The sequence below is a fragment of the Anabaena sp. FACHB-83 genome (assembly GCF_014697485.1).
Classification (GTDB): domain Bacteria; phylum Cyanobacteriota; class Cyanobacteriia; order Cyanobacteriales; family Nostocaceae; genus Nostoc_B.
Window position 1 is genome coordinate 164,103 of record NZ_JACJRY010000001.1, and the last position, 26,482, is coordinate 190,584.

Consider the following 26,482-nt stretch of genomic DNA (forward strand, 5'->3'; position numbering starts at 1 on the left):
GTTTAGGGGTGAAAGGGTTTTGGATAAATACACTATTACATCTACACCCTCACACCCTCACACCCATCTTCCCTTACCCCCTTCTTCCACCGAATGAATCGTTATACTAGCTTGTGGATGGCTGTTAAATTAGCAGCCAAGTTTTTACAGTCTTTGTGTTCAAGCTGGCTATATCATGTCATTCATTAAAACTCCGCTAATTGGTTTAAAAGCTGACTCCTTTCGTCATCCCTTAGACTTGGAATCTACCAAAGCTCTCAAACAAATACCTGGTATTGATTTGATGGTGCGAAATTGGCTGGGGCCAATGGCGGAGCAGATTTTTTATGTAGAAAATATTGCTTCTAGTGTTTTAGTCAGTGAAAATCAACTGCCAGATTTACATAAATTATTATTAGAAGCTTGCAAAGTTTTAGATATTGAACCGCCGCAATTATACGTCCGACAACATCCAGCACCCAACGCTTATACTTTTGCGATGCGGGGTAAACAACCTTTTGTGGTGTTGCATACTTCCTTGATAGATATCCTCACCCCAGAAGAAATTCAGGCGGTAATTGCCCATGAGTTAGGGCATCTAAAATGCGACCATAGTGTTTATTTAACGCCTGTAAATTTACTGGTATTAGCGGCAGCAATTGTGCCGAATGTGGGGAATTTTTTGGCGCAAGCCATCCAAACACAACTTTTAGAATGGGTACGCTGTGCTGAGTTTACCTGCGATCGCGCCGCTTTACTAGCCACCCAAAACCCCAAGGTGGTTATGTCTGTACTCATGAAACTGGCTGGTGGTTCGCCCACACTTGCACCGCAACTCAACCTCGATGCCTTTGTTGCCCAAGCCCGTGCTTATGATGAAATTAGTAAAACAGAATTGGGCGAAATGGTGAAAGTCGCCCGCACAGCCCAATTAAGCCATCCCGTACCAGTGCTACGCGCCAGAGAAATTGACCGTTGGGCGAGTAGTCAAGAATATCAAACTTTACTGCAAACTCATGGGTTGAAAAGTTCTGGTGAAGTACCAACAAAAGGCGGCTGGCGGAACTGGTAAATTGGCATTCAAAGGGAGTAGGGAGTGGGGAGAAGGGGTGTGGGAGGTGTGGGAGGATGGTGAAGAAATCTTTCCCCCCACACTCCCCTCTCTCCCCACACTTCCCCCTCTCTCTATACTCCCCTCTCCCCAAACGTGAGAAATTCGGGGATGAGTAATTTTGATTACTACTCTAAAGTTCGGACAGTCAAAACCTGCGGTGGTGTCGAGTCTGGTGGATAAATCACGTCTACTTGTAGATTTCTTTGGCTGGCGGGTGGGAGAACAAACTGCACCAATGGTTCTAAAACCTGGCCAGTTCTGTGCCATAAATGCACATACCGCGTTTTCTTTTGTCCTTGGTCATCAACATAACGCAGTCGTACTGTCCCGCGAAAGAAGGGAAAATCAAGTGATGGTTTGCGGAAACGCACGCCACCTTGAGATAACTTGTCTTCTTTTAAAGGTGTTTCTAGGGTGACGGTAACTTTTTGAGTTTGGTTTGTCTGATTTTTTAACGGCAAACTCAGGTTATATTCCACCCCATAATTACCGTGTGCTTCGTAGGCGGTATCAGGATAGCGCACCAACATTTTAGCGGTTTGGATTTGGTCAGTACCCAATCGACCGCCCCGGAGAGTAACTAAAGGATAGGAAATACCTTTACCGCGTTCAGGAATAGTTAAATACTGGGCTTTGGGGTTATCTACCAAGTTAGCTTGCCATTGGGAACCTTGAGAAACACCAGCCACACGTCCGTAAATAAGAGAACCGCTAGTAGCATTGGGTGGGGTTGGGGTTTTATCTCTCGGCCCGGCAAAACTGCCATTGTTTAATAAAGCTTGCCATTCACTTAAAGTTGGCGCACGGTCGGAATTATCAGCATTTTTTTTAGCAAACATCGCCAAACTAGCCGCGTATACTTTACCGCTACTCTGCAAGCGCAAAAAACTAGAACGACCATTCACAGGCTTGGCTAAATTTCTCACAGGAATTGGATGATTTAATAACATCCGGCTACCACCAGGAGGAATGACGAACCTGGCGGGGAAATCTGCTTGACGCACACCCCGCAACACATCACTGACAGCCCTCGCCCCTGGGCCAGAATAAACCTTGCCATCATTATTTTCTAGGTAAGGCGCTAAGGTCACAAAGGGCGCATCCTGCATTAAATAACTTGCGCCCTGCAAGACATTAACTGTCACAGGTTTTTTACTAGGATTTTGGAGTATGACACCGATATAGAGAGTTTGTAAATCTTTGGGCGTGTGGGTGTAATGATGGGCAAATAAATCGAAGCGTCCCTGAAAGGGAAAATTGAGGTGGGCGGCGGGGACTTTTTTATTATTAGCGGGAAAGGTAGAAAGTAAAATCCCTTCGTTTTTAATCCATTCGGGGCTGTTACTGTTAAACACCGGGATGGTATCTAACTTACCGGGTAAGGCGCGGACTTCTCCTGGTTGGATGATTTCTTGGGGTGCTGGTTTGGGGGAAGTTTGGGCGACAACTGCGGAGTTATTTTTATCAGTTGTGCAGCCGACTGCTTGAATAATAGCCAGTCCAAATAAAAGTGTGAATATTGGTAATGCTAGTTTCTGGGGCATAAATTCAGGAAATGGAAGTGTTGACAATATTTCTGCTAACTACAACGTGAGTTCAACGAATTAATGCAAAATCCAAAATCTAAAATCTAAAATCTAAAATTACAATAAGGGAGATTACGGAGATCAGTTACGGGCAGTGGCTGGAGTTGGGTGGTTAGTGTATGGCTGATGAAATAATAGATTTAACAAATTGCGATCGCGAGCCGATTCACATTCCAGGTTTAATTCAGCCTCACGGAGTTTTACTGGTTTTGCAAGATGCTCACCTCGAAATTATCCAAGTTAGTGATAACACTGAAAAAATAATTGGTCATCCACCAGAGGCACTTTTAGGCAAACATTTATCAGTTTTATTTGATACCAAGCAAATTCAAAAAATTCAGCAATGCCTCACCGCAGATTTCGAGACAATTAATCCCCTGGATTTATCAATTAAGCATGGCAATAAATTGCGGTACTTTGATGGCATTATCCACCACTCAGACACAGTAATTCTTTTGGAATTAGAGCCGAAAAAAGTTAAACAAAAAGCTGATTTTGTTGATTTTTATCATCAGGTAAAAAGCACAATTGCCCGGATGCAAAAATCTGCCACACTACGAGAAATGTGCCAAGTTGTTGTTCAAGAAGTGCGGCGGATTACTGGCTTTGAGCGTGTGATGATTTATCAATTTGATGGGGAAGGTGCAGGCTGTGTGATTGCTGAAGATACTGATTTAGAAATTCCTTATCTCGATTTACACTACCCGTCTTCGGATATTCCCAAGCAAGCCCGACATCTTTACACCCTCAATTGGCTGCGGTTAATTCCTGATGTTAACTACCAACCTGCACCGTTAATTCCTCATAATAATCCTCTGACAAATCAACCACTCGATTTAAGTTTGTCTGTGTTGCGGAGTGTGTCTCCAATTCATTTGGAGTACTTACATAATATGAATGTTACAGCTTCAATGTCTATTTCTTTGTTGCAAAATCAGCAGCTTTGGGGATTAATTGCCTGTCATCATTCATCACCTAAATATATTCCTTACAATATCCGTACCATTTGCGAATTTATTGGGCAGGTAATGTCTGTGGAACTGGCGAACAAAGAAGCCAGTGAAGATATTGATTACAAAATGCAGTTGAAGTCCTTACAAACTCAATTTGTGGAGGCTTTGTCCCAGTCTAAGTATTTTTTGCATGGGATGGTGCAGTTAAAATCTCAATTACTGAATTTGGTGAATGCTACAGGGGCAGTAATTTGTAGTGGTAATCAATTTATCCCTGTGGGTGAAGTGCCATCGGAGGCAGAGGTAAATGCTTTACTGAACTGGATGAAACCACGGCTACATCATAGTTTATTTGCAACGCGATCGCTCTCTCAAGATTATCCCCCAGGCGAGTTATTCCGTGCGATCGCTAGTGGTGTGTTAGCTTTGGCAATTTCCCAAGTACAACACAATTACTTGATTTGGTTTCGCCCAGAAGTAATCGAAACTGTCAACTGGGGGGGCAACCCGCACAAACCTATGGAAGTATTATCTGATGGCAGTTTGCGAATGTCGCCGCGCAAGTCTTTCGAGTTGTGGCAAGAAACGGTGCGGGGTTGCGCTTTACCCTGGAAACCCAGCGAAATTGCCGCCGTCACCGAACTGCGGAGTTTAATTGTTGGTGTTGTCTTACGACAAGCCGATGAACTCGCCTCGATGAATTTTGAATTACAACGCAGCAACGAAGAACTTGATTCTTTTGCTTATATTGCTTCCCACGATTTGAAGGAACCACTGCGCGGGATTCATAACTACGCTAATTTCTTGATGGAAGATTATGCTGAGACGCTCAAGGGTGATGGGGTGGCGAAACTGCAAACCCTGGTGCGCTTAACCCAGCGTATGGAAGATTTAATTAATTCTCTGCTGCATTTTTCGCGGTTGGGACGGGCGGAACTGATGCGCCAACCAGTCAACTTAAATGATTTAGTCCAGCAGGTAATTCATACCCTCAGCATTACTCGCCCACAAAGTGAAATAGAATTTCGGCTTCCCCAAACTCTGCCCAGTATAGAATGCGATCGCGCCCAGGTAAATGAATTATTCACAAACTTAATCAGCAATGCCATGAAGTACAACGATAAAGCCCAAAAATGGGTAGAAATTGGCTATATTCCCCAGGATGACACCTCCCAACAGCCAATTTTCTATGTGCGTGATAATGGCATTGGCATTTTAGAAAAGCACCTCGACAAAATCTTTCAAATCTTTCGCCGCTTACATGGACGAGATGAATTTGGCGGTGGAACTGGTGCAGGCTTAACCATTGCTCGCAAAATTGTGGAACGCCACGGCGGGAGGATTTGGGTAGAATCTACACCCAAGCAAGGTAGTACATTTTACTTTACATTAACAGCAGAGGCAATCACTTAAACCTGGATTTCTCTCTTGTGAAAAATCCAGGGGTGTGGGAGGTGTGGGAGGATAGTGAAGAAATCTTTCCCCCCTCTCTCCCCGCACTCCCCACACTCCCCTCTCTTCCCTCTCTCCCCACCCATACGTGAGAAATTCGAGTTAAAGACAATGAGAACTGCGCCCATACCCCTGCTGTTAGTGGTGGAAGACAGCAACGAAGACTTTGAAGCCCTGCAACGATTGTTGGAGCGATCGCCCATTCAAGTACCGATTCAGCGATGCGTCAATGGAGAGCAAGCCTTGGCTTTTCTGCATCGTACTGGTAACTATAGCGACATCTGCTTTTCTCCGGGCTTGATTGTCTTGGATTTAAATCTGCCGGGAACCGATGGCCGAGAAGTATTGCGCCAGATCAAGCAGGATGATAATCTAAAAACCGTTCCGGTTGTGGTGTTTACCACCTCCAATAACCCCAAAGATATCGAAGATTGTTACCGCTACGGAGTCAACAGCTACATCGTTAAACCGATTAATTTTGAGCAGCTAAAACGAGATGTGCAAACGCTGATCCAATACTGGTTTGAGGTGACAACACTTCCTGAACACCTGGAGTATTAATCATGATTCAAGCTCGGCGCAATGTCTTAATTGTCGATGATTCTCCTGAAGACCGAGAATTTTATCGGCAGTGTTTGTTGCGCGATATCGATTACTCCTACAATATTTGGGAAGCAACCTTGGGGAGTCAAGGCCTGGAACTTTGCCAGCAACAACCAGATGTGATTTTGCTGGATTATCGCTTGCCTGATTTGGATGGCTTAGAATTTCTCGCTCAGTTAAAAGCTTTTAGCCAACAGCCTGAATTACCCGTAATTATGGTAACAGGCCAGGGCAGTGAAGCGATCGCTGTCCAAGTCATGAAAGCGGGCGCACAAGATTATCTCGTCAAAGAACACATCACCCCAGCAACTTTGCAACGAGCAGTTCAGGGAGCCATTGAAACAGTCCAGTTACGGAATCAATTGCAACAGCGCATCAAGCGAGAAAGATTACTAGCACAAATTATCCAAAAAATCCATCAATCCTTAGATTTACAGGAAATTTTGCAAACAACAGTCACAGAAGTACGGCAGTTTCTCCACACCGACCGAGTTGTGATTGTCCGTTGGCAACCAGATAATAGCGGCATTGTTACCAACGAATCAGCCGGTGCAGGATGGACACCACTGTTGTCTACTTGCTTATATAACCCTTATTTCAAAGAATACTATACTGAATTTGCTCATCAGGGATTAATCTCTATCAAACCGAATATTTATGATGGCACTCTCAATTCCTGGCACATCGAATTGTTAACAAATTTACAAGTCCAGGCCAAAATAGTTGTGCCGATTTTGCAAGACCAACAACTGTGGGGAATGCTGATTGTGCATCATTGTCAAGCTCCCCGTCAATGGCAGCCTTTAGAAATTGATTTGCTCCAAGAATTAGCCACTGCTCTGGGTATCGCCCTGCGACAAGCAGAACTTTATCAGCAAACACAACATGAATTAATTGAACGCCGAAAAGTAGAAACAGAACTGCGAGCCAATGAAGAACGCTTTCGTACTTCCGTAGAAAACGTTTTAGATTGCTTGGGGATTTATGTAGCTATCAGAAACGAGCAAGGAGAGATTATCGATTTCCGTACGGAATATGTTAACCATGCAGCTTGTCTCAACAATCACATGAGCTATGAACAGCAAATTGGGCGGGGGTTGTGTGAGTTATTGCCAGGACATCGAGAGAGTGGGTTGTTTGCAGAATATTGTCGGGTAGTTGAAAGCGGACAGTCACTGATGAAAGAAAACCTGATTTACAGTGATGAATATGGCGAGAAATATTTAACTAGAGCATTTGATATCCGCGTGGCGAAATTTGGGGATGGCTTTATTGCCACCTGGAGAGATATCACCCATCGCAAACAAGCCGAACAATCACTGCAAGAAAGTGAAGAACGCTTCCGCACCCTGGCTGATAATATGTCGCAGTTTGCCTGGATGGCGGATGCAAACGGTTGGATATTTTGGTATAACCAACGTTGGTTTGATTACACGGGTACAACTCTAGAAGAAATGCAGGGATGGGGCTGGCAAAAAATCCACCATCCCGACCATTTAAATCGGGTAATCCAACACTTCCGCCACTGTTTAACAACAGGTGAAGCCTGGGAAGATACCTTTCCCCTGCGGGGCAATGATGGAGAGTATCGTTGGTTTTTGTCCCGTGCTATTCCCATCCGTGATCAGCATGGTGAAATATTACGTTGGTTTGGGACAAATACTGATATTACTGAACAAAAGCAAGCGGAAGAAGAACGTAGTTTGCTGTTAGAAAAAGAACAATTAGCCAGAGCCGAAGCCGAACGCGCCAACCGCATCAAAGATGAATTTTTAGCCATTCTCTCTCACGAATTGCGATCGCCCCTCAACCCGATTTTAGGTTGGGCAAAACTGCTGCAAACCCGCCAATTTGATGCCGCAAAAACCGCCGAAGCTTTAGCCACCATTGAACGTAACGCTAAATTACAGTGTCAATTAATTGATGATTTGCTAGATGTGGCGAAGATTTTGCGGGGCAAACTCAACATAGATGAGGCTCCCGTAAATTTAGTATTTGTCTTAGAAGCCGCACTGGATACAGTCAGAACAGCCGCCATCGCCAAGTCAATTTTGTTACATTCCACCATGCCCCAAATTGGGCAAGTATCCGGTGATTCGGCACGACTACAGCAAATTTTCTGGAATCTGCTGTCGAATGCCATTAAATTTACCCCGGCTGGTGGACGAGTCGATGTGCAATTACAGCGTGTTGATCATCAAGCACAAATCACCATCAGCGATACAGGTAAAGGCATCAAACCCGATTTTCTGCCCCATATTTTTGAATCATTCCGCCAAGAAGATGCTTCAACAACTCGTAAATATGGTGGGTTAGGGTTGGGTTTAGCCATTGTGCGCTATTTGCTGGAAGCTCACGGCGGTACAATTCAAGCCGACAGCCCCGGTGAAGGACTAGGGGCGACATTCACAGTTAAATTGCCCTTGTTAGCTACTACATCAGTGCGGAGTCAACCTGATGAATTATCAACACCAGAACTAGATTTAACCGGAATTAAAGTCTTAATTGTCGATGATGAACCCGATGCGCGAGAGTTAGTCACAGCCGTACTGGAACAATACGGTGCAGAGATATTAGCTGTAACCCGTGCGGCAGAAGTTTTAGCTTCCCTGGAATCGTTTCAACCAGATGTCTTCATCAGTGATATTGGAATGCCCGATATGGATGGCCATACACTCATTCAACAGATTCGCTCCTTACCAACAGACAAAGGCGGCAAAATAGGTGCGATCGCGCTTTCCGCCTATGCCAGAATAGAAGACCAACAGCGTTCTTTATCGGTCGGTTTTCAACACCACATTTCTAAGCCACTTGATTTAGATAAATTAGTAGAAACCGTCTTTGAACTTGCTCGCAAATCTTAAGTTAACCAAACATATTTAGCCTCTAAAGTTTATGTATTGTGCTTTACACTATGGCATTCCTACATCATTCGTGAACTAAAAGATCCCCGACTTCTTGAAGAAGTCGGGGATCTGAGCCTCTCGATTCTCACCAATCAAATAAGATTACTATATTTATAACCGCTACCAATCACACTTCAAATATCGATAATTATCAGCTATATTAAACTTAGTTTCCTATTCTGATTCAAGCATTAATTAAATGGAAATACTCATTGAATCAACTAAAGCATTTGAAAAAGACTTGGAAAAATTTAACAATAGAGAGAAATTTAAAATTGTTAAGAAATTAAATCGATATGTTGACCTAATTTCTAAAAAGAGAAATTTACTAGAAAATCAAGCCTTTAAACTAAAAAATATTAAATTTAATACTGAGTATGATTCTTCCCTTTATGCCTTAATCATCGATAAAGAAATCAGAATCATACTTACCATAGATGATGACCCAATTTTTGATACAACAGTCATCACCTTATTTAGAGTTGTCAGTACAGAAGATGCTACTCAAGCATATAATTCTGTAGCTGAGTATCTCTACCAAGATTTTAGTATGCAAAATCAAGAAGTTGAGGTTCACTCTAGCTGATGCCACAGATTAAACCACTTTTTGATGAGCATGGTGTAATTTATGAAGCGATGAAAATTTTGCCAGATGAATTGAAAATTGATTTTTTAGAAGCTTTAGCAGAATTAGAAGATAACGAATGTCACCGGACTAGAACTTTTCCTAAAACCAGACTGCGGAAAGTTAAAGGTATTAAACAAGCAATTTACCGCGCTGATATCGATAAATTATCTGGCTGGCGGATTCATCTGCAATATATTGATGGCAAAATTCATTTAAGTGACATTATCGAAGGGCAGCGTCATGATGATGTAATTGAAGTGATTAAATCGAAAAAACATCGATATGAGTAGATATTAGGAGGGACTTACGTAAGTGTCACAATTGGTGGTTGGTGCGTGACGCTATAAATCTGAGAACTACGTTTAAATCTTCTCGTTGCGTCACACACCCTACAGAAAAAATATGCTAGTTGCGTAAGTCCTGATTGTATTTGATTGACTTTTTTGGTTGATTACTTTGTCCTGGTGTTACATACTCAATTGTGAGATTGATGGTACTTTATAGTTACACAAACTCTTTTATCGCAACTGCAATATAATTTATGACGCTCAATTTATATTTACTGCGACATGGCGAAACTACTTTTAGTCAAAGTGGTAATTTCTGCGGTAAAACTGATGCCGAATTGACAGAAGAAGGAAGACAGATGGCAGAAAGTTTTGCCAATGTTTATCAGAAATTGAAGTGGGAAGCAGCTTATGTTAGCCCGATGAAACGCACAATTGCCACAGCTAAACCATTTTGTGATGCTACTGGTATAGATATGCAGTTGCGTGATGGACTGAGAGAAGGTAGTTATGGCGAATGGGAAGCTAAGAGTAAATCTTTTGCTCAAGATAATTATAGTGAAAACTATGTAAAATGGCTGACAGAACCTGCTTGGAACGCACCCAAAGGTGGCGAAACAGCAGTAGATATTGCGAACCGTTCGATGCCTGTAATTGCGGAAATTCAAGAAAAGCATCCCGCAGGTAATGTGTTAGTAGTTTCCCATAAAGCCACCATTCGGATTTTGCTTTGCAGTTTATTGGGAATTGATTTAGGACGCTATCGTTATCGGGTGAATATTTTGGTTGCGTCGGTAAGTATGGTGAAATTTGATGTTCATGGGCCATTGTTAGAAATATTAGGCGATCGCCATCATATCCCAGATCATCTCCGCTCTCGTCCTGGAACTTAAATTGCTACAAATGTAGTTTGGTAAAGTAACGAAACCCAACAAAGTCTAGACTTTGTTGGGTTTTGCGATCGCTTGTAACTACTCTCGAAAAAATCTTGGCTTTATAAATCAATACGGTTCAGTTAAGGTGATGAGAGTTGATTTCTCAATTTCTACTCTATAACCTGTAACCTGTCACCTATTACCTGCCTTCTGCTATAAATAATTAAAAAATTCCTCTGGAACTAACCGCAGTTCACCAGATTTGCAACGGGCAATATCTACCCACAACGCTCGATGATGATGGGTTCCTGATTCCGAAAACATTAAACTTTCTAGTTGATAAAACTTGGAATCAGCAAAATCGCATTGATAAAGTTGAATGATTTCATGCCCTTGCCGATTGTTATAGATAAATAAGTTTTCAATACAACCCAAATAGCGAATGTTAGTTAATTCAGCTTGAATTTCTTCTTGAAATTCTCGCTGTAAAGCTGCATAACTAGTTTCACCAAAATCAACGCCACCACCCAAGGCGCGATAAAATGTGGACTGCTTTGCAGGATCATAGCCTTCAGAAACAAAAATGCGATCGCCATCCCGAATTAGTCCTAAAGCTATGACCCGAATTTCCCCTGATTTACTCATTCTTGTTACTAATTATCGTATATGGAGTAAGAACGGCTTTCGCTATCTTCCACAGGCCAATCTTCATTTTCGCCGCCAATATACAATTGTTCAATAGTGACATATTCTTCACTAAGCTGGGTGAGGGCATTGATTAAAATATCTAAAGCGATCGCATCACTAGTTCCCAAGTCAAACCAGCAACGCGCCCATTGTCCTTCGTACTCAATCTCACCCATATTGTGCATCAAAGCTAACAAGCTTTTGTCATAGCCCTGTACATCATAATCCATATAGCTAATTTCTAGCCCTGTTTCTTGGACTTGCAAATTTTCAGCATTAAACGCGCCCAACTTACCCAAGTAAAACCAGGAATTAAAAACTTCTTCTATATATTCTTTTTCCCGTTGTGAAGGAATGGTACTAAACTGCAACCAAATCCAGACATCAAACGGATTAAATTCACGAAACTGAATGTACATTCAACTATCTCAATTACTGTCGTTCAAAATAAGCATATCAAAGTAGGGAGTAGAGGCTAGGGGTAAGGAGACAGAAGAGATCAGGGAAATGCTTTTATCAGGCAATGTGGTATGACAAAGTGCTGAGAATCCCTAACCTCTAGTCTCTACCTGGATTTCTCTCTTGTGAGAAATCCAGGGGGGTGGGAAGTGTGGGAGGATGGTGAAAAAATCTTTCCCCCCACACTCCCCACACTCCCCTCTCTCTCCACACTCCCTACCCATACGTGAGAAATTCGGGTCTAGCCTCTAACCTCTAGCCTCTAACCTCTCTTTCACAGCTTGGCGAAAACCAATCACCAGCAAGATGTTAGATAGGGTTAAAAAGACTTCCGCACCCCCATGTAGCCAGTCTACATTTGCCAAAGCTTCGCCATAATGAACTTTGGCGTAAATACCTGCGGGGATGGTAACACCGACAAATACAAGTGTGCCGTAAAATCCATACAATGCTAACCTGGGTACTTGTTGACTGCGGCTAAGAAACCACAAGAAACCCAAATAGGGAAACAGGGAAAGGGCAAACAGGGTTTCTTTTGAGATCATGGTTTTGATTTAATAGATGAGACTGCAACATTATCTGTGACATTTTTGGCAGACTTGCTGGAACGCCAAATCCATACCGCAGCTGCCCACAGTGTAAAATTACCAACTAAAGTCATGGTAGCTTGCAAAGTTACTAGCCATTCTAGAGATTCTGCATTGTCAAAATAATGCCAAGTGCAAGCACACATAGCACTCACTAAAGCTGGTAACATTGCTAGGGACAATCCCCACCAACTACGATTACCCGTGAGTTCGCCGTAAGTCCAGATTAACCAAATCGCGGCAATCCACTCAATAACGCTAGAAATGTGAATAATCCAAGTGGGAATTGATAAGGCGTGCATAAATAAGTCAAAAGTCAACAGTCAACAGTCAAAAGTTAATCTTCCTCTGATTCTTTCTTCTGTTCTTCAATCTTCCCACAAGGAAATTCCTCTTTGATTGACAAGATGGCTGACATACTAGGAACTGTTGAGAAAAAGTTGATAATCTAAAATCCAAATTCTGAAGATGGGAACTATGCGGGCGTTATTGTCTGGTTATTATGGCAAAGGTAACGGTGGTGATGAAGCTTTACTGGCGACACTTTTACAAATGTTGCCATCTCATGTTACGCCTGTGGTGCTTTCTGGTAATCCCGAAGAAACGCGCGATCGCTACAATGTAGAAACTTACAACCGGATGGCTATACTACCTGTGCTGCAAGCTTTACGTTCCTGCGATGCTTTGATTTGGGGCGGTGGTAGTTTAATTCAAGATGTCACCAGCACCATTAGCCCTCTGTATTATGGGGGATTGATGACATTGGCGCAAACAATGAATTTAAAAACCATTGCTTGGGCGCAAGGTATCGGCCCTTTAGTGCGTCCGCAAACGCGCTGGTTAGCCAGACGCAATTTTGCTGGTTGTACCAAAGTTAGTGTCCGCGATCGCGCCAGTGCGGCTTTATTATCAGATTGGCAAATTCCCCACATCATCGCACCTGATCCTGTTTGGGCGCTACAAGGAAAACCAGTTCCCGAACTTCAAGATTTACCTGCGCCGAGAGTTGCTGTAACATTGCGATCGCATCCTCAACTCACCCCAACCCGCCTAGCCAACCTCACCAAAGCATTAGTAGATTTTCAAAAAGCCACCCAAGCATTTATTTTATTGCTGCCATTTCAAAAAAGTGAAGATTTAGCCATAGCCCAAGCCATTCAACCCCAGCTTGCTGATGTTAGTCAGATATTGTGTCTAGAAGATCCACAACTATTAAAAGGTGTATATCGTGGTGTGGAAATGACAATTGGAATGCGGTTACACAGTTTAATTATGGCTGCGGCTGAAGGTTGTCGCTGTTTTGCCTTGAGTTATGATCCCAAAGTCAATCGTTTGATGGAAGATTTAGCAATACCTGGCTGGGATTTAGAAGATTTACCAGATGAGGCAAATATAATTAGTAAAACTTGGCTGGAATATTACGCCAACGGTGAACCACTTTTACCAGGAAAAATCCAATCTTTAGTAGATAGAGCCTTAATGCACCGCGAATTATTAAGTGAAGCCTTGAGTTAAATTTTTGGATATTTGTTAAGGGAAAACCCAGATAAAAATTATTACAAATAAAATAGGGTTCAGCAAGGCGATCGCAGCTAAATCTATAATAGAACAATGCTATCAACTTCTCCTAATTTATTAAGACTATCCCAAGGACAACTCAACTTATTAGAACGTTGTCCCCGTCAGTTTCAGCATACCTATTTAGAGCAACTCAATTCTCCCGCAGATCCAGAACACGAGGGAAGACAAACTTTAGGTAGTCGGTTTCACTTACTCATGCAGCAGCGAGAAATCGGTTTACCAATTGATAGTTTATTACAAGCCGATGCCCAACTACAAAAGTGGATGTCTGCATTTGCTAATGCTGCGCCAGATATTGTAACGCCTACAACAAATAATCAAATTTTCCGCGAAAGCGAACACTATCGTACCTTACAAGTTCAAGATTATTTACTAACTGTTATCTACGATTTATTAATTGCCGATAACCAGCAAGCGCAAATTTTAGATTGGAAAACCTATCCCAAACCACCAGATAAACGCAAATTAGCCCAAAACTGGCAAACACGCCTTTATATGTACGTCTTAGCCGAAACCAGCGAATACTTGCCAGAAAATATCTCAATGACTTACTGGTTTGTTCAGTCTGAAGGTAGACCACAAAATATAAAATACACCTACGATAATAAGCAACATCAGCAAACAGCAAAAGAACTCAATCAGCTATTAAATAATCTAACTACTTGGCTAAAACTTTATCAAAAAGGTCAGCCATTCCCACAAGTCATTGAGACTAGTAAAGCCTGTAATTACTGCCAGTTTGCCGTTCGTTGTCAACGTATACAATCAGGTGAAGATACAGTAATATATCCATTAGTAAATATTGATAACATTCAAGAAGTCACACTGTAAATTTACGTTGTTTTTTTGCGCCTTTGCGCGAAACTTATAATTCTTATTATCTAACTTATGACTACATTTGATGAAAGCGACGCAATTTATGTCCGCGAATTAGGAATTGATGATATCGCTCCTGTATATCATTTGGGTGAAGAATTATTCACCAGCGATTTGTATCCATACCTCTACCGCACTTGGGATGAATGGGAAGTAATTGGACTTTATAATACAGACCCAGAATATTGCTTAGTCGCTGAAACTAGCGGAGAACTAGCGGGATTTATTTTAGGAACAATTATAACTAAAGCATCTTGGACTTATGGTTATATTTTGTGGCTGGGAGTTAACCCAAACTATCAGCGTCAGGGAGTAGCAGATAAACTAGTTGATAAAGTCGTTGCCCGCATGATTGAAGATGGTGCAAGATTCATGTTAGTAGATACTGACCCCACCAATGTAGCCGCAGTTAAATTTTTTAATCGCAAAGGTTTTGGTAATATTCGTCAACATATTTTCTTGTCGATGAATTTAAGTAAACACCCACATTATGGTAGGCTGATTGATTACGAACATCAAAAAGCCGAAAGAGCAGGTTACAGGCGATCGCGTCCCACAATTCGCCCCCGAAAATCTGATGGCGTTGCGAATGAATTAGTCCTCAATCCTTTAGTAAACGAACCTCCAATTATTGAAGACCAAAAGTAGGGAGTAGAGAATAGAAAATTTAAAGTAACAAATAACTATTGGCTATTGACAAAATGCAGTGGATTTTAGCACCTACTGAACAACCTCCAGATTGGTTTATTGCAGCAGTAAAGCAGCACACACCTACATCTAGTGGACTATATGCAGCACAATTATTGTGGCAAAGAGGTATTCAAGATTCTCAACAACTAGCCACTTTTGTTAACTATCAAAATTATCAACCTGCTAATCCCTTTGAATTTGGGGAAGAAATGCACCTAGCAGTAACCAGATTACAACAAGCACGTAAGCTTGGTGAAAAAGTGGCGATTTGGGGAGATTTTGATGCTGATGGTATCACTTCCACTGCGGTGTTATGGGATGGCTTGGGGCAGTTTTTTCAGCAACATACACATTTAACTTATTACATTCCCAATCGCCTCAGAGAATCTCACGGACTGAACAATTCAGGAATTGAGAATTTAGCGAAACAAAATTTTAAATTAATAGTTACTTGTGATACTGGTAGCACAAATATTGATGAAATTATCTATGCTAAACAGTTAGGTATAGATGTCATTGTTACCGACCATCACACTTTACCCGCCCAACGTCCACCAGTTACAGCAATTATTAACCCCCGTTATTTACCAAGCGAACATCCGTTATTTCATCTTTCTGGGGTAGCAGTTGCTTACAAGTTAGTAGAAGCACTTTATCAAACTCTGCCTAATATTCCGCAAGATGCACTGGAAAATTTATTAGATTTAGTCGCAGTCGGATTAATTGCTGACTTGGTACAACTCAAAGGAGATTGTCGGTACTTAGCACAATTGGGAATCCAACGTTTACAAGCAGATTTTAAACAACCACCCACAGCACGACGCAGACCAGGGGTAGGACGATTATTAGAATTGTGCCAAAAAAGTGGCGATCGCCCCACAGATATTTCCTTTGGTTTGGGGCCGCGCATCAACGCAGTTAGCCGCATTCAAGGCGATGCCAGTTTTTGCGTAGAATTACTGACTAGCCGCGATGCCAAACACTGCAATCAATTGGCTGAAGAGACAGAACTTGCCAACACTCGCCGTAAGTCATTACAAAAAGATGTCCAAACCCAAGTAGCCCAAAAACTCACCCAATTAGATTTATCAACAACCAGTGTCATCGTCCTCGAAGATCCCCAATGGCCAGCCGGTGTATTAGGCTTAGTCGCCGGACAAGTAGCCCAAGAAACAGGCCGTCCCACAATTTTGTTAAGCACTGAATTAGCAGGGGAGCAGGGGAGCAGGGGAGCAGGGGAAGAATTAGCTCCTTTATCTTCTAACTCAGCACTCAGCACTCAGCACTCAGCACTCAGCGAGAAGTTGCGTGCGGGGGTTCCCCCCGTTGAGCAAAGTTCGGGGACTCAAAACTCAGCACTCAGCACTCAGCACTCAGCACTTGTACTAGCCCGTGGTTCAGCCCGTTCCATCAATTCTGTTGATTTATATCAACTCGTCAAAGACCAAGCACATTTATTACATCGCTTTGGTGGACATCCCTACGCTGCGGGTTTGAGTTTACCAGTCGAGAATATTCCTTTATTTACCCAAGCAATTAATCAGCAGCTGCGGCAATCTTTGGGTAGTACAGAATTAATGCCTACAGTTCAGGTAGATTTAAAAGTCACGGTAGCAGACTTGGGCAAAGAATTATTCTTAGAACTGAAACTACTAGAACCTTGCGGAATGGGAAACCCAGCCCCAAAACTCCTCATTCAAAACTGCTGGTTTGAAAACGCTTGGCATCGTAATCAGCAAGACTGGCAAGGAAAAAAAGTACAGTACATTAAAACCGATTTTAATATTCGGGATGACTCTACTAAAAATCCTTTTCCTGGTGTGTGGTGGGGACATTACAAAGATGAATTACCTGTAGGCAAAGCTGATTGCATCGTCGAATTAGATTACAACAGTTTCAAAAAACGCTATGAAATCAGATTAATTGCCGTCCGTCCCAGCAATGACTCAGAACTCAGTCAACAATATTCAACACAAATCCTCGACTGGCGCAACCTACCCACTCCCAACTCCCCACTCCCAACTCCCAACTCCCCACTTATCTTAGAACAATGCCCGACTAGCTGGGATCAAATACGTATTTGGTGGCAACGCTCACTTTACAATCATCAACAACTAGTCCTAGCTTGGTCTAAACCTCACCTACAACCACCGCAAGAAATTTGGCAGACTCTAGTTGGCATAGCTAAATATCTGAGTCGTACACAGCAGCTAGTTACTCGCACGCAACTACTAGGAAAATTAGGCATAGGCGATCGCAGCTTACTACTAGGCATCAAAGCTTTGAAACATTGCGGATTTATAGCTACCAGACAAGACCGTTATTTACAAATCAGCCAAAATCCTCAAACAATTTCACCGCACCTAGTAGATACAGCCGTTACTCAATTTCTGTCCGCAGTCAGCGAAGAACAGTTTCAGCAACAGTATTTTTCTGAAGTACCTTTATCTACAATTGTGGCGCTTGTTAATCGACCTCTGAGTTGAAAGTGGCTAGTGCTGAGTCATTACAGAACTCGCTTTTTCACATTTACATACGCAATAAAGCGGATTCACAAATCATAGATAGTGCCTAATTACACCTATAGAAATTTTAAATTTTTAAGATGCAAACTAGTTTTTATGCTCATCATACTAGCTGTTTATCCATTTTCATCAACAAGATAAGTATAAAAAAATACTTCATTTATGAGAATTTACTGCTTTGAAAGAGTTGTGATTTGGCAAAACTTATGATACTTTTTGATGGTCAAACAAGGCTCTAGCAATACTCCATCTAATTTTCCAACCTTAATACAACTTTATATATATTTCTCAAAGCTAGATTTATCCGGGTTTTTTCCTAATCAAAGCTTCACAGAAATTTCGGTAAATTTAGCAAGCCAAGAACAAAAAACTACAAGTTAGAAATAATGTAGCAATCTTGCGTTTATCCAGTTTGAGAAGATAAATTTCCATGACAACAAAACTATTCCAAACTCTAGCCGCAGCGACCACCTTGGCCGGTATCGTAGCCACCGCAGGCGCAGCAAACGCAGCTTCTCTTTCTTACACTACTCAATACCAATACAAGCCTACAGATGGTACACCAGTGTCAGCTGATGGTTTCTACGTGACAGATATTGAAGATATCATCAGTGTTAACAAGTTCGACTCAAAACTAGGCACTCTCAAAAGTGTAACTATCGATTTTATTGGTGACTTGAAGGGAGATGCCCGCTTTGAAAATAGAAGCAGCAGAGCTGCTACTGTTTTAGTAAATCTTGCAGGTGAGTTGAGCTTGGAACTCCCAGCAGGTGTAGAGCGACTCAACCTCACTCCAACCCAGTCTTATGCTTACCAAGTAGCGAGATATGATGGAGTGACAGATTTTGGTGGTGCTTCCGGCAGGACAGTTAATGGTCTGAGTGCTACTCTAGCAAAAACACTAACAGTCAATGCTGGCGACGAATTTTTCCAATATTTCCTCGGTAAAGGAACAGCAGACTTTACTTTCAAGGCATTCGCAAATTCTAATGTCACAGGCTCAGGCAACTTTGACTCTCAAATCAACACTTATGCCGCAGCAAATTTGGCTGTCACATACGACTATGACCCCAAAGCTGTACCTGAGCCTTCTGCTGCAATTGGTCTTGGTTTAGTAGCAGGAATTGGTTTAATGTCCCAACGCAAAAAAATTGGCTCAAAGCGTCTAACTAATTGGTAGAAATAGGTGGGTCTTCTCACCTGATTCAATTTACTAATGCCAATTAATCATCAAAAAGCACATTGCATTAGTTACAAAGGTGTGCATCTGTTAGACCGCTTTCATGTCGATTATTACTGTCAGAATCATTTTTTATTTAACACTGAAAAACCTAGACTTTTAGTCTAGGTTTTTTATTTTGGTTGACACTAGGACTTACTCAACAATACATATATGCTATAGGACTCATATTTGATTTCTGAAAAAAAATCAGTACACCCAGATCAGGCTTCTTTCCTACTCCCTACTCCCTACTCCCTATTCCCTACTCCCTACCTACACAACTAGATTCAGGAATCAAACCTTATTCCTATATCAATTCGCGATCGCTATCTGCCAGTTGCATAAGTCCTGTTAGATTGCTTTTTTGTTTCACTCAAATCCAGTTAACACACAGAGAAATAAGGCTTCTGTCCATTCGACGACTGCGCCGTAGGTATCGCCTGTGTGTCCGCCTAATTTGTGATTAAACCATAGACCTGTGAGAAAGGCGATCGCACTGCCAGCTAGTATCATTGTGAGTGGGAGAAATAGGTTTTGGCTATCTATCAACCACAGCAAACCACCCACACTCAACAGTAACAGCAGTCCCGGAATGACATCTTTGTAGGAACGAATAGCTGCTTTGTGAAATGCACCTTTACCTGTGGGTTTAAGGTAAGGATATCGCCAGATTGCTAGTTGTTGTCCCCACCTTCCCCAACCGCAAGCGGCCATTAAGATTAACCAACGGTGAGTTTCAATTTCTGTTAAGGCTACGGTTTTTAATAATACTATGGCGATCGCTGCCATTGCCCCAAACGCACCGGTGGCACTATCTGTCATCACTTCCAACCGCCTTTCGGGATTGCCTACTGCTAACCCATCCGATGTATCCATTGCACCATCTAAGTGTAATCCTCCAGTCAAAGCAATCCAAGCACAAATAACTAAAGCTGTGCGGGTTAATACTGGCACGCCAAAATAATTCATACCAGTGTCAAATAGCCCTAAAAATCCGCCAATTATTAATCCAACTAGTGGCGCAAATTGAGATACTGCCTGAAAATCTAAGCCATTAATATTAGGAAAAGGCACAGTACTGTAAAATATTACACTAGCTATGAAGTTAAACAGCGATGTTTTCCACCACTGAAAAAAGTTTGTCATTTTAGTTACTTTTATAGCAGAAATGCTTCAGGGATAATATTGATTACTGTGGTACAACCACTAGTAGATAAGTTTAAAGCTTTGGATAAGATAGCTATTAGTTTACAGACTCGGCTGAAAAATTTTGTTATGCTGGACTCGTTAAGCTAAATTTTTTAGCTTGCAATAATAACATAAAAAAATAAATTTAACAACGTAAAGCTAGTACAGCATTTTGTGTATTCATTAGCTAACAAATTAGATCGAGAGTATTGAAGCGATCGCCCCACAAAATTGATATTTTTTAAATGTAGGGAACTAATTAAGCTATTAATTTAAGTTTTTTTAGCTGCGTTCTCATCTTTTTCCTCTCTTTAAATTTCCTATGAGTCATCATCTACCCGATACCAGGATACCGGCTCCGTGCATTGTTAACACGGGCGTGATTGTGAATAAACTCGACATGCGGCGATTACTTTCTGATTTAGGTCGAGTTCACTATATGTACACCCACGGAGAGCAGGTAGTCAGCGAGGGTGAAGGAGATGTCATAGAAGTATTCGCAAATCCCCAGCGTTCGACTTTAGTAGCTAACAGTGCGCTTTATTTGAACGTGTATAGTTTTGATTATATTGAATTAAAGCAGTTATCCCAACAAGAAACTTGTTTTGATTTGATGCAAGAAGGAATGTGTCTGCGCTTAATACCCCTCACTACCCCCATCCAAGAGCGTCGAGAGAAAACCTTTAATGTCAGCGCCATCGAAGCCATGATGGAACAAGTACTCTCTGCTAAATGGGATGCAGAAATGGATGATGACTGCACTGATTCGTTTTAGAATTGTCATCTGTCATGAGTCGAGGCACAAAGTTTTGCGTTCAGATAAACCAAGACGATTAATAATTGCTATAACCAAGGACAAATGACAATCACTTAGTATAGTTATCTAATTTTTACTTTGAGCGATAATTTTTCTTTTCAATCCTTAGCTCGTTGTAGCCAAACAAAGGCCAGAGCCGGGATATTCTTCACGCCGCACGGTGCTGTAGAAACCCCCAGATTTATGCCTGTGGGGACATTAGCCAATGTCAAAACAGTCACACCTGCCCAGTTGAAAGACACTGGCGCACAGATGGTCTTATCTAATACTTATCACTTGCATTTGCAACCAGGGGAAGCAATTGTCGCTGGTGGTGGTGGCTTACATAAGTTTATGGGCTGGGATGGGCCGATGCTCACCGATTCTGGTGGGTTTCAAGTATTCAGCTTGAGTGAGATGCGGAAAATTACGGAAGAGGGTGTAACTTTTCGCTCGCCTCACGATGGGCAGATTATCAATTTAACTCCAGAACGTTCCATAGAGATTCAGAATACTTTAGGGGCGGATGTGATTATGGCATTTGATGAATGTCCGCCTTACCCCGCCACTCGCCAAGAAGTAGAAACTGCTACTCAAAGGACTTACCGTTGGCTAGAACGTTGTATAGCCGCCCATAAACGTCAAGATCAGGCATTATTTGGAATTGTGCAAGGGGGCGTGTATTTAGATTTGCGTTCCCAAGCGGCTGTGGAGTTGGCTAAGTTAGATTTGCCTGGATATGCTATTGGTGGTGTGAGTGTAGGCGAACCCGCAGAATTAATGGCTCAAATTGTCCAAGCCACTGCACCATTATTACCACCAGAAAAGCCCCGTTATTTGATGGGTGTGGGGACTTACCGCGAAATGGCGATCGCGATCGCTTCTGGTATAGACTTATTTGATTGCGTCATTCCGACTCGTTGGGCGAGACATGGTACAGCAATAGTGCAAGGCGAACGCTGGAATTTAAAAAATGCTAAGTTCCGTGAAGATTTTGCACCATTAGATGAAACTTGCCCTTGTTATGCTTGTCAAAATTTTAGTCGGGCGTATATTTCTCATTTGGTGCGATCGCAAGAAATTTTAGCCTACACTTTACTCAGCATTCACAATATCACCGAACTAATTCGGTTCACCCAGAAGATTCGCCAAGCAATATTAAACGATTCCTTTCTGGAAGAATTTGGTCATTGGCTCAATTCACCAGAAACTGGAGATGATCTATCTTGATGAAAATTTACACAAAATCTCACTAAAATAATCTTTTCTTTGTGTCCTACCCTGCGGGAAGACGCTATCACGTCGATGCGCCAGAAATTAAAACGAACCACAAAGAGCGCAAAGAACGCAAAGAGAAGAGATAGAAAGAGAATTTTTTGGGTTGACTAGAGTGGGTAAACCTATTTATTGGTATAACGGCAAATTAATCGAATCTCAAACCCTGGAATTAGATATTAACGATCCGGGGTTACTTTATGGCGCAACGATATTTACTACACTGCGGGTTTATGAAAATTCTCTCGATAGTAGTTTAAGCAACTGGCAGGCACACTGCGATCGCCTGAAGTTGAGTTTACAATTTTTTGCTTGGCAACAACCAGATTGGCAGCGCATATATCAAGGCGCACAATTTCTCATCAAACATTTCCCCGTTCTCAGAATTACCTTGTTTCCTGATGGTAGGGAATGGATAATTGGCAGAAATTTACCAGCAGATTTATTAGAAAAACAACAGCATGGGGTGAAATGCGCCATTGCACAACCTCAATTTTCCCGCAACTTGCCTTCTCATAAAACAGGTAATTATTTGGGTGCTTGGTTAGCGAAAAATAGTGTGCAGAATTTAGCCGCCCAAGAAGCGATTTTAGTTGATGGGGGGGGGAATTGGCTAGAAACCACCACTGGCAATCTTTGGGGATGGCGAGATAATTGTTGGTGGACACCGCCCGAATATGTAGGGATTTTACCCGGAATTGGGCGATCGCAAATTATCCAATGGCTGCAAAATCAACAGCTACAAGTGCGAGAGGAACCTTGGACACCCCAGTTAGTCACGGGATTTGAAGCGATCGCCTACACTAATAGTGTGGTAGAAATTATCCCGATTCATACCGTTGAGCAAGCTTCAGGGTCGCTACAATATAATCCCAACCATGCAAATTTTCTACAAATTAGGAGGCTTTTTAGCATGACAGCCGTACCATTTTGAGATACCTTAAAATAAGTTAACATAATTCTTAATAATCCCCTCTCATACAGAGACACTCCGCGAAAGCACAGAAAATACAGGAGATAGACCTCAGTGAATAAAAGATGGAGAAATGCGGGGCTGTACGCACTACTGTTTATTGTTGTCATTGCGCTGGGAACAGCATTCTTTGACAAACAACCCCAAAACACACAAACATGGCGCTACAGTCAATTTATTCAAGAAGTTGAAAAAGGTAAAGTTACACAAGTTAGGCTGAGTGCAGATCGTTCCACAGCCATTGTTAAATCTCAGGACGGTAGCCAAATTAAAGTTACCTTAGTTAACGACCCCGACCTGATTAACACTCTTACCTCTAAAGGCGTTGATATTTCTGTATTGCCTCAAACCGATGAAGGCTTTTGGTTTAAAGCACTGAGCAGTTTATTTTTCCCTGTACTGCTGTTAGTTGGTTTATTTTTCTTACTCCGCCGCGCTCAAAGTGGCCCCGGTAGCCAAGCCATGAACTTTGGTAAATCCAAGGCGCGAGTGCAGATGGAACCCCAAACTCAAGTTACATTTGGTGATGTTGCGGGGATTGACCAAGCCAAACTTGAATTAAATGAAGTTGTAGACTTTCTGAAAAACGCCGATCGCTTTACTGCTGTCGGTGCCAAAATTCCTAAAGGAGTATTATTAGTAGGGCCTCCAGGTACAGGTAAAACCCTCCTCGCTCGTGCTGTAGCTGGGGAAGCTGGTGTACCTTTCTTCTCTATCTCTGGTTCTGAATTTGTAGAAATGTTCGTGGGTGTGGGTGCTTCCCGCGTCCGTGATTTATTTGAGCAAGCTAAATCTAACGCTCCTTGTATCGTCTTCATCGATGAAATTGACGCAGTTGGTCGTCAACGGGGTGCTGGTTTAGGCGGTGGTAACGATGAACGGGAACAAACCCTCAACCAGTTACTCACCGAAATGGATGGTTTTGAAGGCAACACTGGCATCATCATCATTGCTGCTACCAACCGTCCCGACGTATTAGACGCAGCTTTATTACGTCCTGGTCGCTTCGACCGTCAAGTTGTAGTAGACCGTCCCGACTACGCCGGACGTAGCGAAATCCTGAAAGTTCACGCCCGTGGCAAAACCTTAGCCAAAGATGTGGACTTGGATAAAATTGCCCGTCGGACACCTGGTTTTACTGGTGCAGATTTATCTAACTTGCTCAACGAAGCCGCAATTTTGGCAGCCCGCCGCAACTTAACCGAAATTTCGATGGATGAAATCAATGATGCCATCGATCGCGTGTTAGCTGGCCCAGAGAAGAAAGACCGGGTAATGAGCGAAAAACGCAAGACCTTGGTAGCTTATCACGAAGCTGGTCACGCCTTAGTTGGTGCATTGATGCCCGACTATGACCCAGTACAAAAGATTAGTATTATTCCTCGCGGTCGTGCCGGTGGTTTAACTTGGTTCACCCCCAGCGAAGACCGGATGGACACAGGTTTATACAGTCGCTCCTATCTGGAAAATCAGATGGCTGTGGCATTAGGTGGTCGTTTAGCCGAAGAAATTATCTTTGGTGAAGAAGAAGTAACTACAGGTGCTTCTAATGACCTACAACAGGTAGCAAGAGTAGCCCGTCAAATGATCACTCGCTTTGGCATGAGCGATCGCTTGGGGCCTGTTGCCCTGGGTCGTCAACAAGGTAATATGTTCCTCGGACGCGATATTATGTCAGAGCGCGACTTTTCCGAAGAAACTGCTGCTGCCATTGACGAAGAAGTGCGGAAACTCGTAGATACAGCCTACATCCGCGCCAAAGAAGTATTAGTCAACAACCGTCACATTCTTGATCAGTTAGCCCAAATGCTAGTTGATAAAGAAACAGTAGATGCTGAAGAATTGCAAGAAATTTTGGCAAATAATGATGTGAAAACTGCCGCCTTTGCTTAATCAACTGCGGTAATCATCTAAAATTTGGATTTGGGGTAGTTCTGAAAAAGAATTACCCCATTTTTCTTAAAAGTGCTGAGTCACCGAAGTTTACCCGCAGGAAAACCCTCATCACAACTTCTCGCTGAATTGAGATTTAGATAAAATTAACCGCAGATGAACGCGGATAAACGCAGATAAAAATGAACTTGACAACTAACCAATCCTCAGAATTTGCTACTTATGATTCCGGGATGCTGTCAGATTACGTCACAGCATTAGCTTGGTCTCCTGGAGGTGAAATTCTCGCGGCGACATCTGCGGCTGGCGAGGTGGTGCTATGGAATGATGGCAATGCCATAGAGTTGCAAAGTGGTAGTGGTAAATCTGTAGACTGTGTGGCTTTTTCGGCTGATGGCAAATTTTTAGCCGTTGGTGGACAGGATGGACAAGTCAAAATTTGGCGGGAACAGGAACTCATCGCCACCTTAGAAAATGCACCAGCCTGGGTAGATAAGTTGGCTTGGAATCATACTAGTAACTTACTGGCTTTTAGTTTGGGGCGTTACGTGCAAGTCTGGGATGCCGATTTGGGTGAGATAGTCGTCACCTTGAATTTTGATAACTCCTCCGTTTTAGGGATAGATTGGCGTAGTGATGGCCAGTATTTAGCAATTAGCGGCTATCAAGGAGTCAAAATTTGGGAAAGTCAAAACTGGGATGAAGAACCCTATTTTCTGGCTATGCCAACGGTCAGTGTAGCTATGGGTTGGTCGCCTGATAGCAAATATCTGGCTTCCGGTAATATGGATCGCAGCGTCACGGTATTGGAATGGGGCAACCCCGACCCGTGGATTATGCGTGGCTTTCCTGGTAAGATTCGGCAGTTGTCATGGTCGGAAGCTACTACCGAACTGGGTGCGCCTATTCTGGCTTCTTCCAGTGTTGAGGGTATTGTCGTCTGGGAAAAGTTAGAGGATGAATCTCTAGGTTGGGAAGCGCGGGTGTTGACTAATCATGTGGATGTGATTAATGCGATCGCATTTGCACCCCACAGCTTCTTATTAGCCTCCGCCGGCGCTGATGGTTTATTGTGTTTGTGGTCAGAAGCAGCACAAGTATCTCAAATTCTCACAGGTGCTACCGCCGGTTTTTCCACCTTAGCTTGGCATTCTCAAGGCAAGTTTCTCGCCGCAGGTGGTGAACAAGGCGAATTAATTATCTGGTCAAACGAAGTCTGAAGTCTGAAATGGTCTCATAATTTTTTCTGGCATTTTGTTTTTTACTTAACAACAAGGGAGACAGAGTATTTATTGATAAAAGTTTACTTATTTTATGGCTTATTCCTGAATATTTAATATTTCACTG

23 protein-coding genes are annotated in these 26,482 nt (G+C 42.4%); 17 read left to right on the forward strand and 6 right to left on the reverse strand.

Annotated features, from left to right (window positions below):
* Positions 1-175: 175 nt before the first annotated feature.
* The gene (locus tag H6G79_RS00745) at positions 176-1,051 is read left to right on the forward strand and encodes a M48 family metallopeptidase (RefSeq protein WP_190587933.1); all 876 of its coding nucleotides are present in this window, start codon (positions 176-178) and stop codon (positions 1,049-1,051) included.
* Positions 1,052-1,218: 167 nt separating this feature from the next.
* Here the strand turns inward: H6G79_RS00745 and H6G79_RS00750 are convergent, their stop codons facing one another.
* Positions 1,219-2,637 carry a DUF3370 domain-containing protein gene (locus tag H6G79_RS00750; RefSeq protein WP_190588310.1) on the reverse strand — a complete coding sequence of 473 codons (1,419 nt, stop codon included), beginning with the start codon at positions 2,635-2,637 and terminating at the stop codon, positions 1,219-1,221.
* A gap of 161 nt (positions 2,638-2,798) precedes the next feature.
* Between H6G79_RS00750 and H6G79_RS00755 the strand changes: the two genes are divergently transcribed.
* The 6 genes from H6G79_RS00755 (at position 2,799) to H6G79_RS00780 (ending at position 10,401) form a co-directional block, all read left to right on the forward strand.
* Positions 2,799-5,045, forward strand: a complete 2,247-nt coding sequence (locus tag H6G79_RS00755; protein ID WP_190587934.1) for an ATP-binding protein — start codon at positions 2,799-2,801, stop codon at positions 5,043-5,045.
* Positions 5,046-5,195: 150 nt separating this feature from the next.
* Entirely contained in the window at positions 5,196-5,645 is a 450-nt protein-coding gene (locus tag H6G79_RS00760) for a response regulator (RefSeq protein ID WP_190587935.1), read from the forward strand.
* A 2-nt stretch (positions 5,646-5,647) separates the two neighbouring features.
* The gene (locus H6G79_RS00765) at positions 5,648-8,551 is read left to right on the forward strand and encodes a response regulator (RefSeq protein WP_190587936.1); all 2,904 of its coding nucleotides are present in this window, start codon (positions 5,648-5,650) and stop codon (positions 8,549-8,551) included.
* Positions 8,552-8,792: 241 nt separating this feature from the next.
* The gene (locus H6G79_RS00770) at positions 8,793-9,179 is read left to right on the forward strand and encodes a hypothetical protein (RefSeq protein ID WP_190587937.1); all 387 of its coding nucleotides are present in this window, start codon (positions 8,793-8,795) and stop codon (positions 9,177-9,179) included.
* The gene (locus H6G79_RS00775) at positions 9,179-9,511 is read left to right on the forward strand and encodes a hypothetical protein (RefSeq protein WP_190587938.1); all 333 of its coding nucleotides are present in this window, start codon (positions 9,179-9,181) and stop codon (positions 9,509-9,511) included. The genes H6G79_RS00770 and H6G79_RS00775 overlap by 1 nt, the downstream gene beginning before the upstream one ends.
* A gap of 251 nt (positions 9,512-9,762) precedes the next feature.
* Complete coding sequence (locus H6G79_RS00780) at positions 9,763-10,401, forward strand: histidine phosphatase family protein (RefSeq protein WP_190587939.1); 639 nt, start codon at positions 9,763-9,765, stop codon at positions 10,399-10,401.
* A gap of 195 nt (positions 10,402-10,596) precedes the next feature.
* Here H6G79_RS00780 and H6G79_RS00785 read toward each other — a convergent pair whose 3' ends face one another.
* The 4 genes from H6G79_RS00785 to H6G79_RS00800 form a co-directional block, all read right to left on the reverse strand.
* Complete coding sequence (locus tag H6G79_RS00785) at positions 10,597-11,028, reverse strand: NUDIX hydrolase (RefSeq protein WP_190587940.1); 432 nt, start codon at positions 11,026-11,028, stop codon at positions 10,597-10,599.
* A gap of 8 nt (positions 11,029-11,036) precedes the next feature.
* Positions 11,037-11,489 (reverse strand): DUF3531 family protein, encoded by a 453-nt coding sequence (locus H6G79_RS00790; protein ID WP_190587941.1) that lies wholly within the window; start codon positions 11,487-11,489, stop codon positions 11,037-11,039.
* Positions 11,490-11,777: 288 nt separating this feature from the next.
* Positions 11,778-12,074, reverse strand: a complete 297-nt coding sequence (locus H6G79_RS00795; protein WP_190587942.1) for a DUF3593 domain-containing protein — start codon at positions 12,072-12,074, stop codon at positions 11,778-11,780.
* Positions 12,071-12,418: a DUF2499 domain-containing protein gene (locus H6G79_RS00800; protein ID WP_190588311.1), complete on the reverse strand. Its 348-nt coding sequence runs from the start codon at positions 12,416-12,418 to the stop codon at positions 12,071-12,073. The genes H6G79_RS00795 and H6G79_RS00800 overlap by 4 nt, the downstream gene beginning before the upstream one ends.
* Before the next feature lie 175 nt (positions 12,419-12,593).
* Here H6G79_RS00800 and csaB point away from each other — a divergent pair, with 175 nt between their 5' ends.
* From csaB to H6G79_RS00825, 5 genes are all read left to right on the forward strand, one after another.
* Positions 12,594-13,631, forward strand: coding sequence for a polysaccharide pyruvyl transferase CsaB (gene csaB, locus H6G79_RS00805; protein WP_190587943.1), 1,038 nt, complete (start codon positions 12,594-12,596; stop codon positions 13,629-13,631).
* Positions 13,632-13,727: 96 nt separating this feature from the next.
* Positions 13,728-14,528, forward strand: coding sequence for a PD-(D/E)XK nuclease family protein (locus H6G79_RS00810; protein ID WP_190587944.1), 801 nt, complete (start codon positions 13,728-13,730; stop codon positions 14,526-14,528).
* A 57-nt stretch (positions 14,529-14,585) separates the two neighbouring features.
* A complete protein-coding gene (locus tag H6G79_RS00815) occupies positions 14,586-15,221 on the forward strand; it encodes a GNAT family N-acetyltransferase (protein ID WP_190587945.1) in 636 nt (211 codons plus the stop codon).
* Between the two features lie 53 nt (positions 15,222-15,274).
* On the forward strand, positions 15,275-17,749 hold the full coding sequence (locus tag H6G79_RS00820) for a DHH family phosphoesterase (RefSeq protein ID WP_190588312.1): 2,475 nt from the start codon (positions 15,275-15,277) through the stop codon (positions 17,747-17,749).
* Positions 17,750-18,218: 469 nt separating this feature from the next.
* A complete protein-coding gene (locus tag H6G79_RS00825) occupies positions 18,219-18,968 on the forward strand; it encodes a choice-of-anchor E domain-containing protein (protein ID WP_190587946.1) in 750 nt (249 codons plus the stop codon).
* A gap of 411 nt (positions 18,969-19,379) precedes the next feature.
* On the opposite strand, the gene cobS is transcribed toward H6G79_RS00825, so the two are convergent.
* Positions 19,380-20,156 (reverse strand): adenosylcobinamide-GDP ribazoletransferase, encoded by a 777-nt coding sequence (gene cobS, locus H6G79_RS00830; protein WP_190587947.1) that lies wholly within the window; start codon positions 20,154-20,156, stop codon positions 19,380-19,382.
* Positions 20,157-20,520: 364 nt separating this feature from the next.
* Here cobS and H6G79_RS00835 point away from each other — a divergent pair, with 364 nt between their 5' ends.
* The 5 genes from H6G79_RS00835 (at position 20,521) to H6G79_RS00855 (ending at position 26,355) form a co-directional block, all read left to right on the forward strand.
* On the forward strand, positions 20,521-20,973 hold the full coding sequence (locus tag H6G79_RS00835) for a hypothetical protein (protein WP_190587948.1): 453 nt from the start codon (positions 20,521-20,523) through the stop codon (positions 20,971-20,973).
* Between the two features lie 120 nt (positions 20,974-21,093).
* Positions 21,094-22,224: a tRNA guanosine(34) transglycosylase Tgt gene (gene tgt, locus H6G79_RS00840; protein WP_190587949.1), complete on the forward strand. Its 1,131-nt coding sequence runs from the start codon at positions 21,094-21,096 to the stop codon at positions 22,222-22,224.
* Between the two features lie 172 nt (positions 22,225-22,396).
* Entirely contained in the window at positions 22,397-23,203 is an 807-nt protein-coding gene (locus H6G79_RS00845) for an aminotransferase class IV (RefSeq protein WP_190588313.1), read from the forward strand.
* Positions 23,204-23,296: 93 nt separating this feature from the next.
* Entirely contained in the window at positions 23,297-25,135 is a 1,839-nt protein-coding gene (gene ftsH3, locus H6G79_RS00850) for an ATP-dependent zinc metalloprotease FtsH3 (RefSeq protein ID WP_190587950.1), read from the forward strand.
* 182 nt (positions 25,136-25,317) lie between these two features.
* Positions 25,318-26,355, forward strand: coding sequence for a WD40 repeat domain-containing protein (locus tag H6G79_RS00855; RefSeq protein ID WP_190587951.1), 1,038 nt, complete (start codon positions 25,318-25,320; stop codon positions 26,353-26,355).
* Positions 26,356-26,482: the final 127 nt, after the last annotated feature.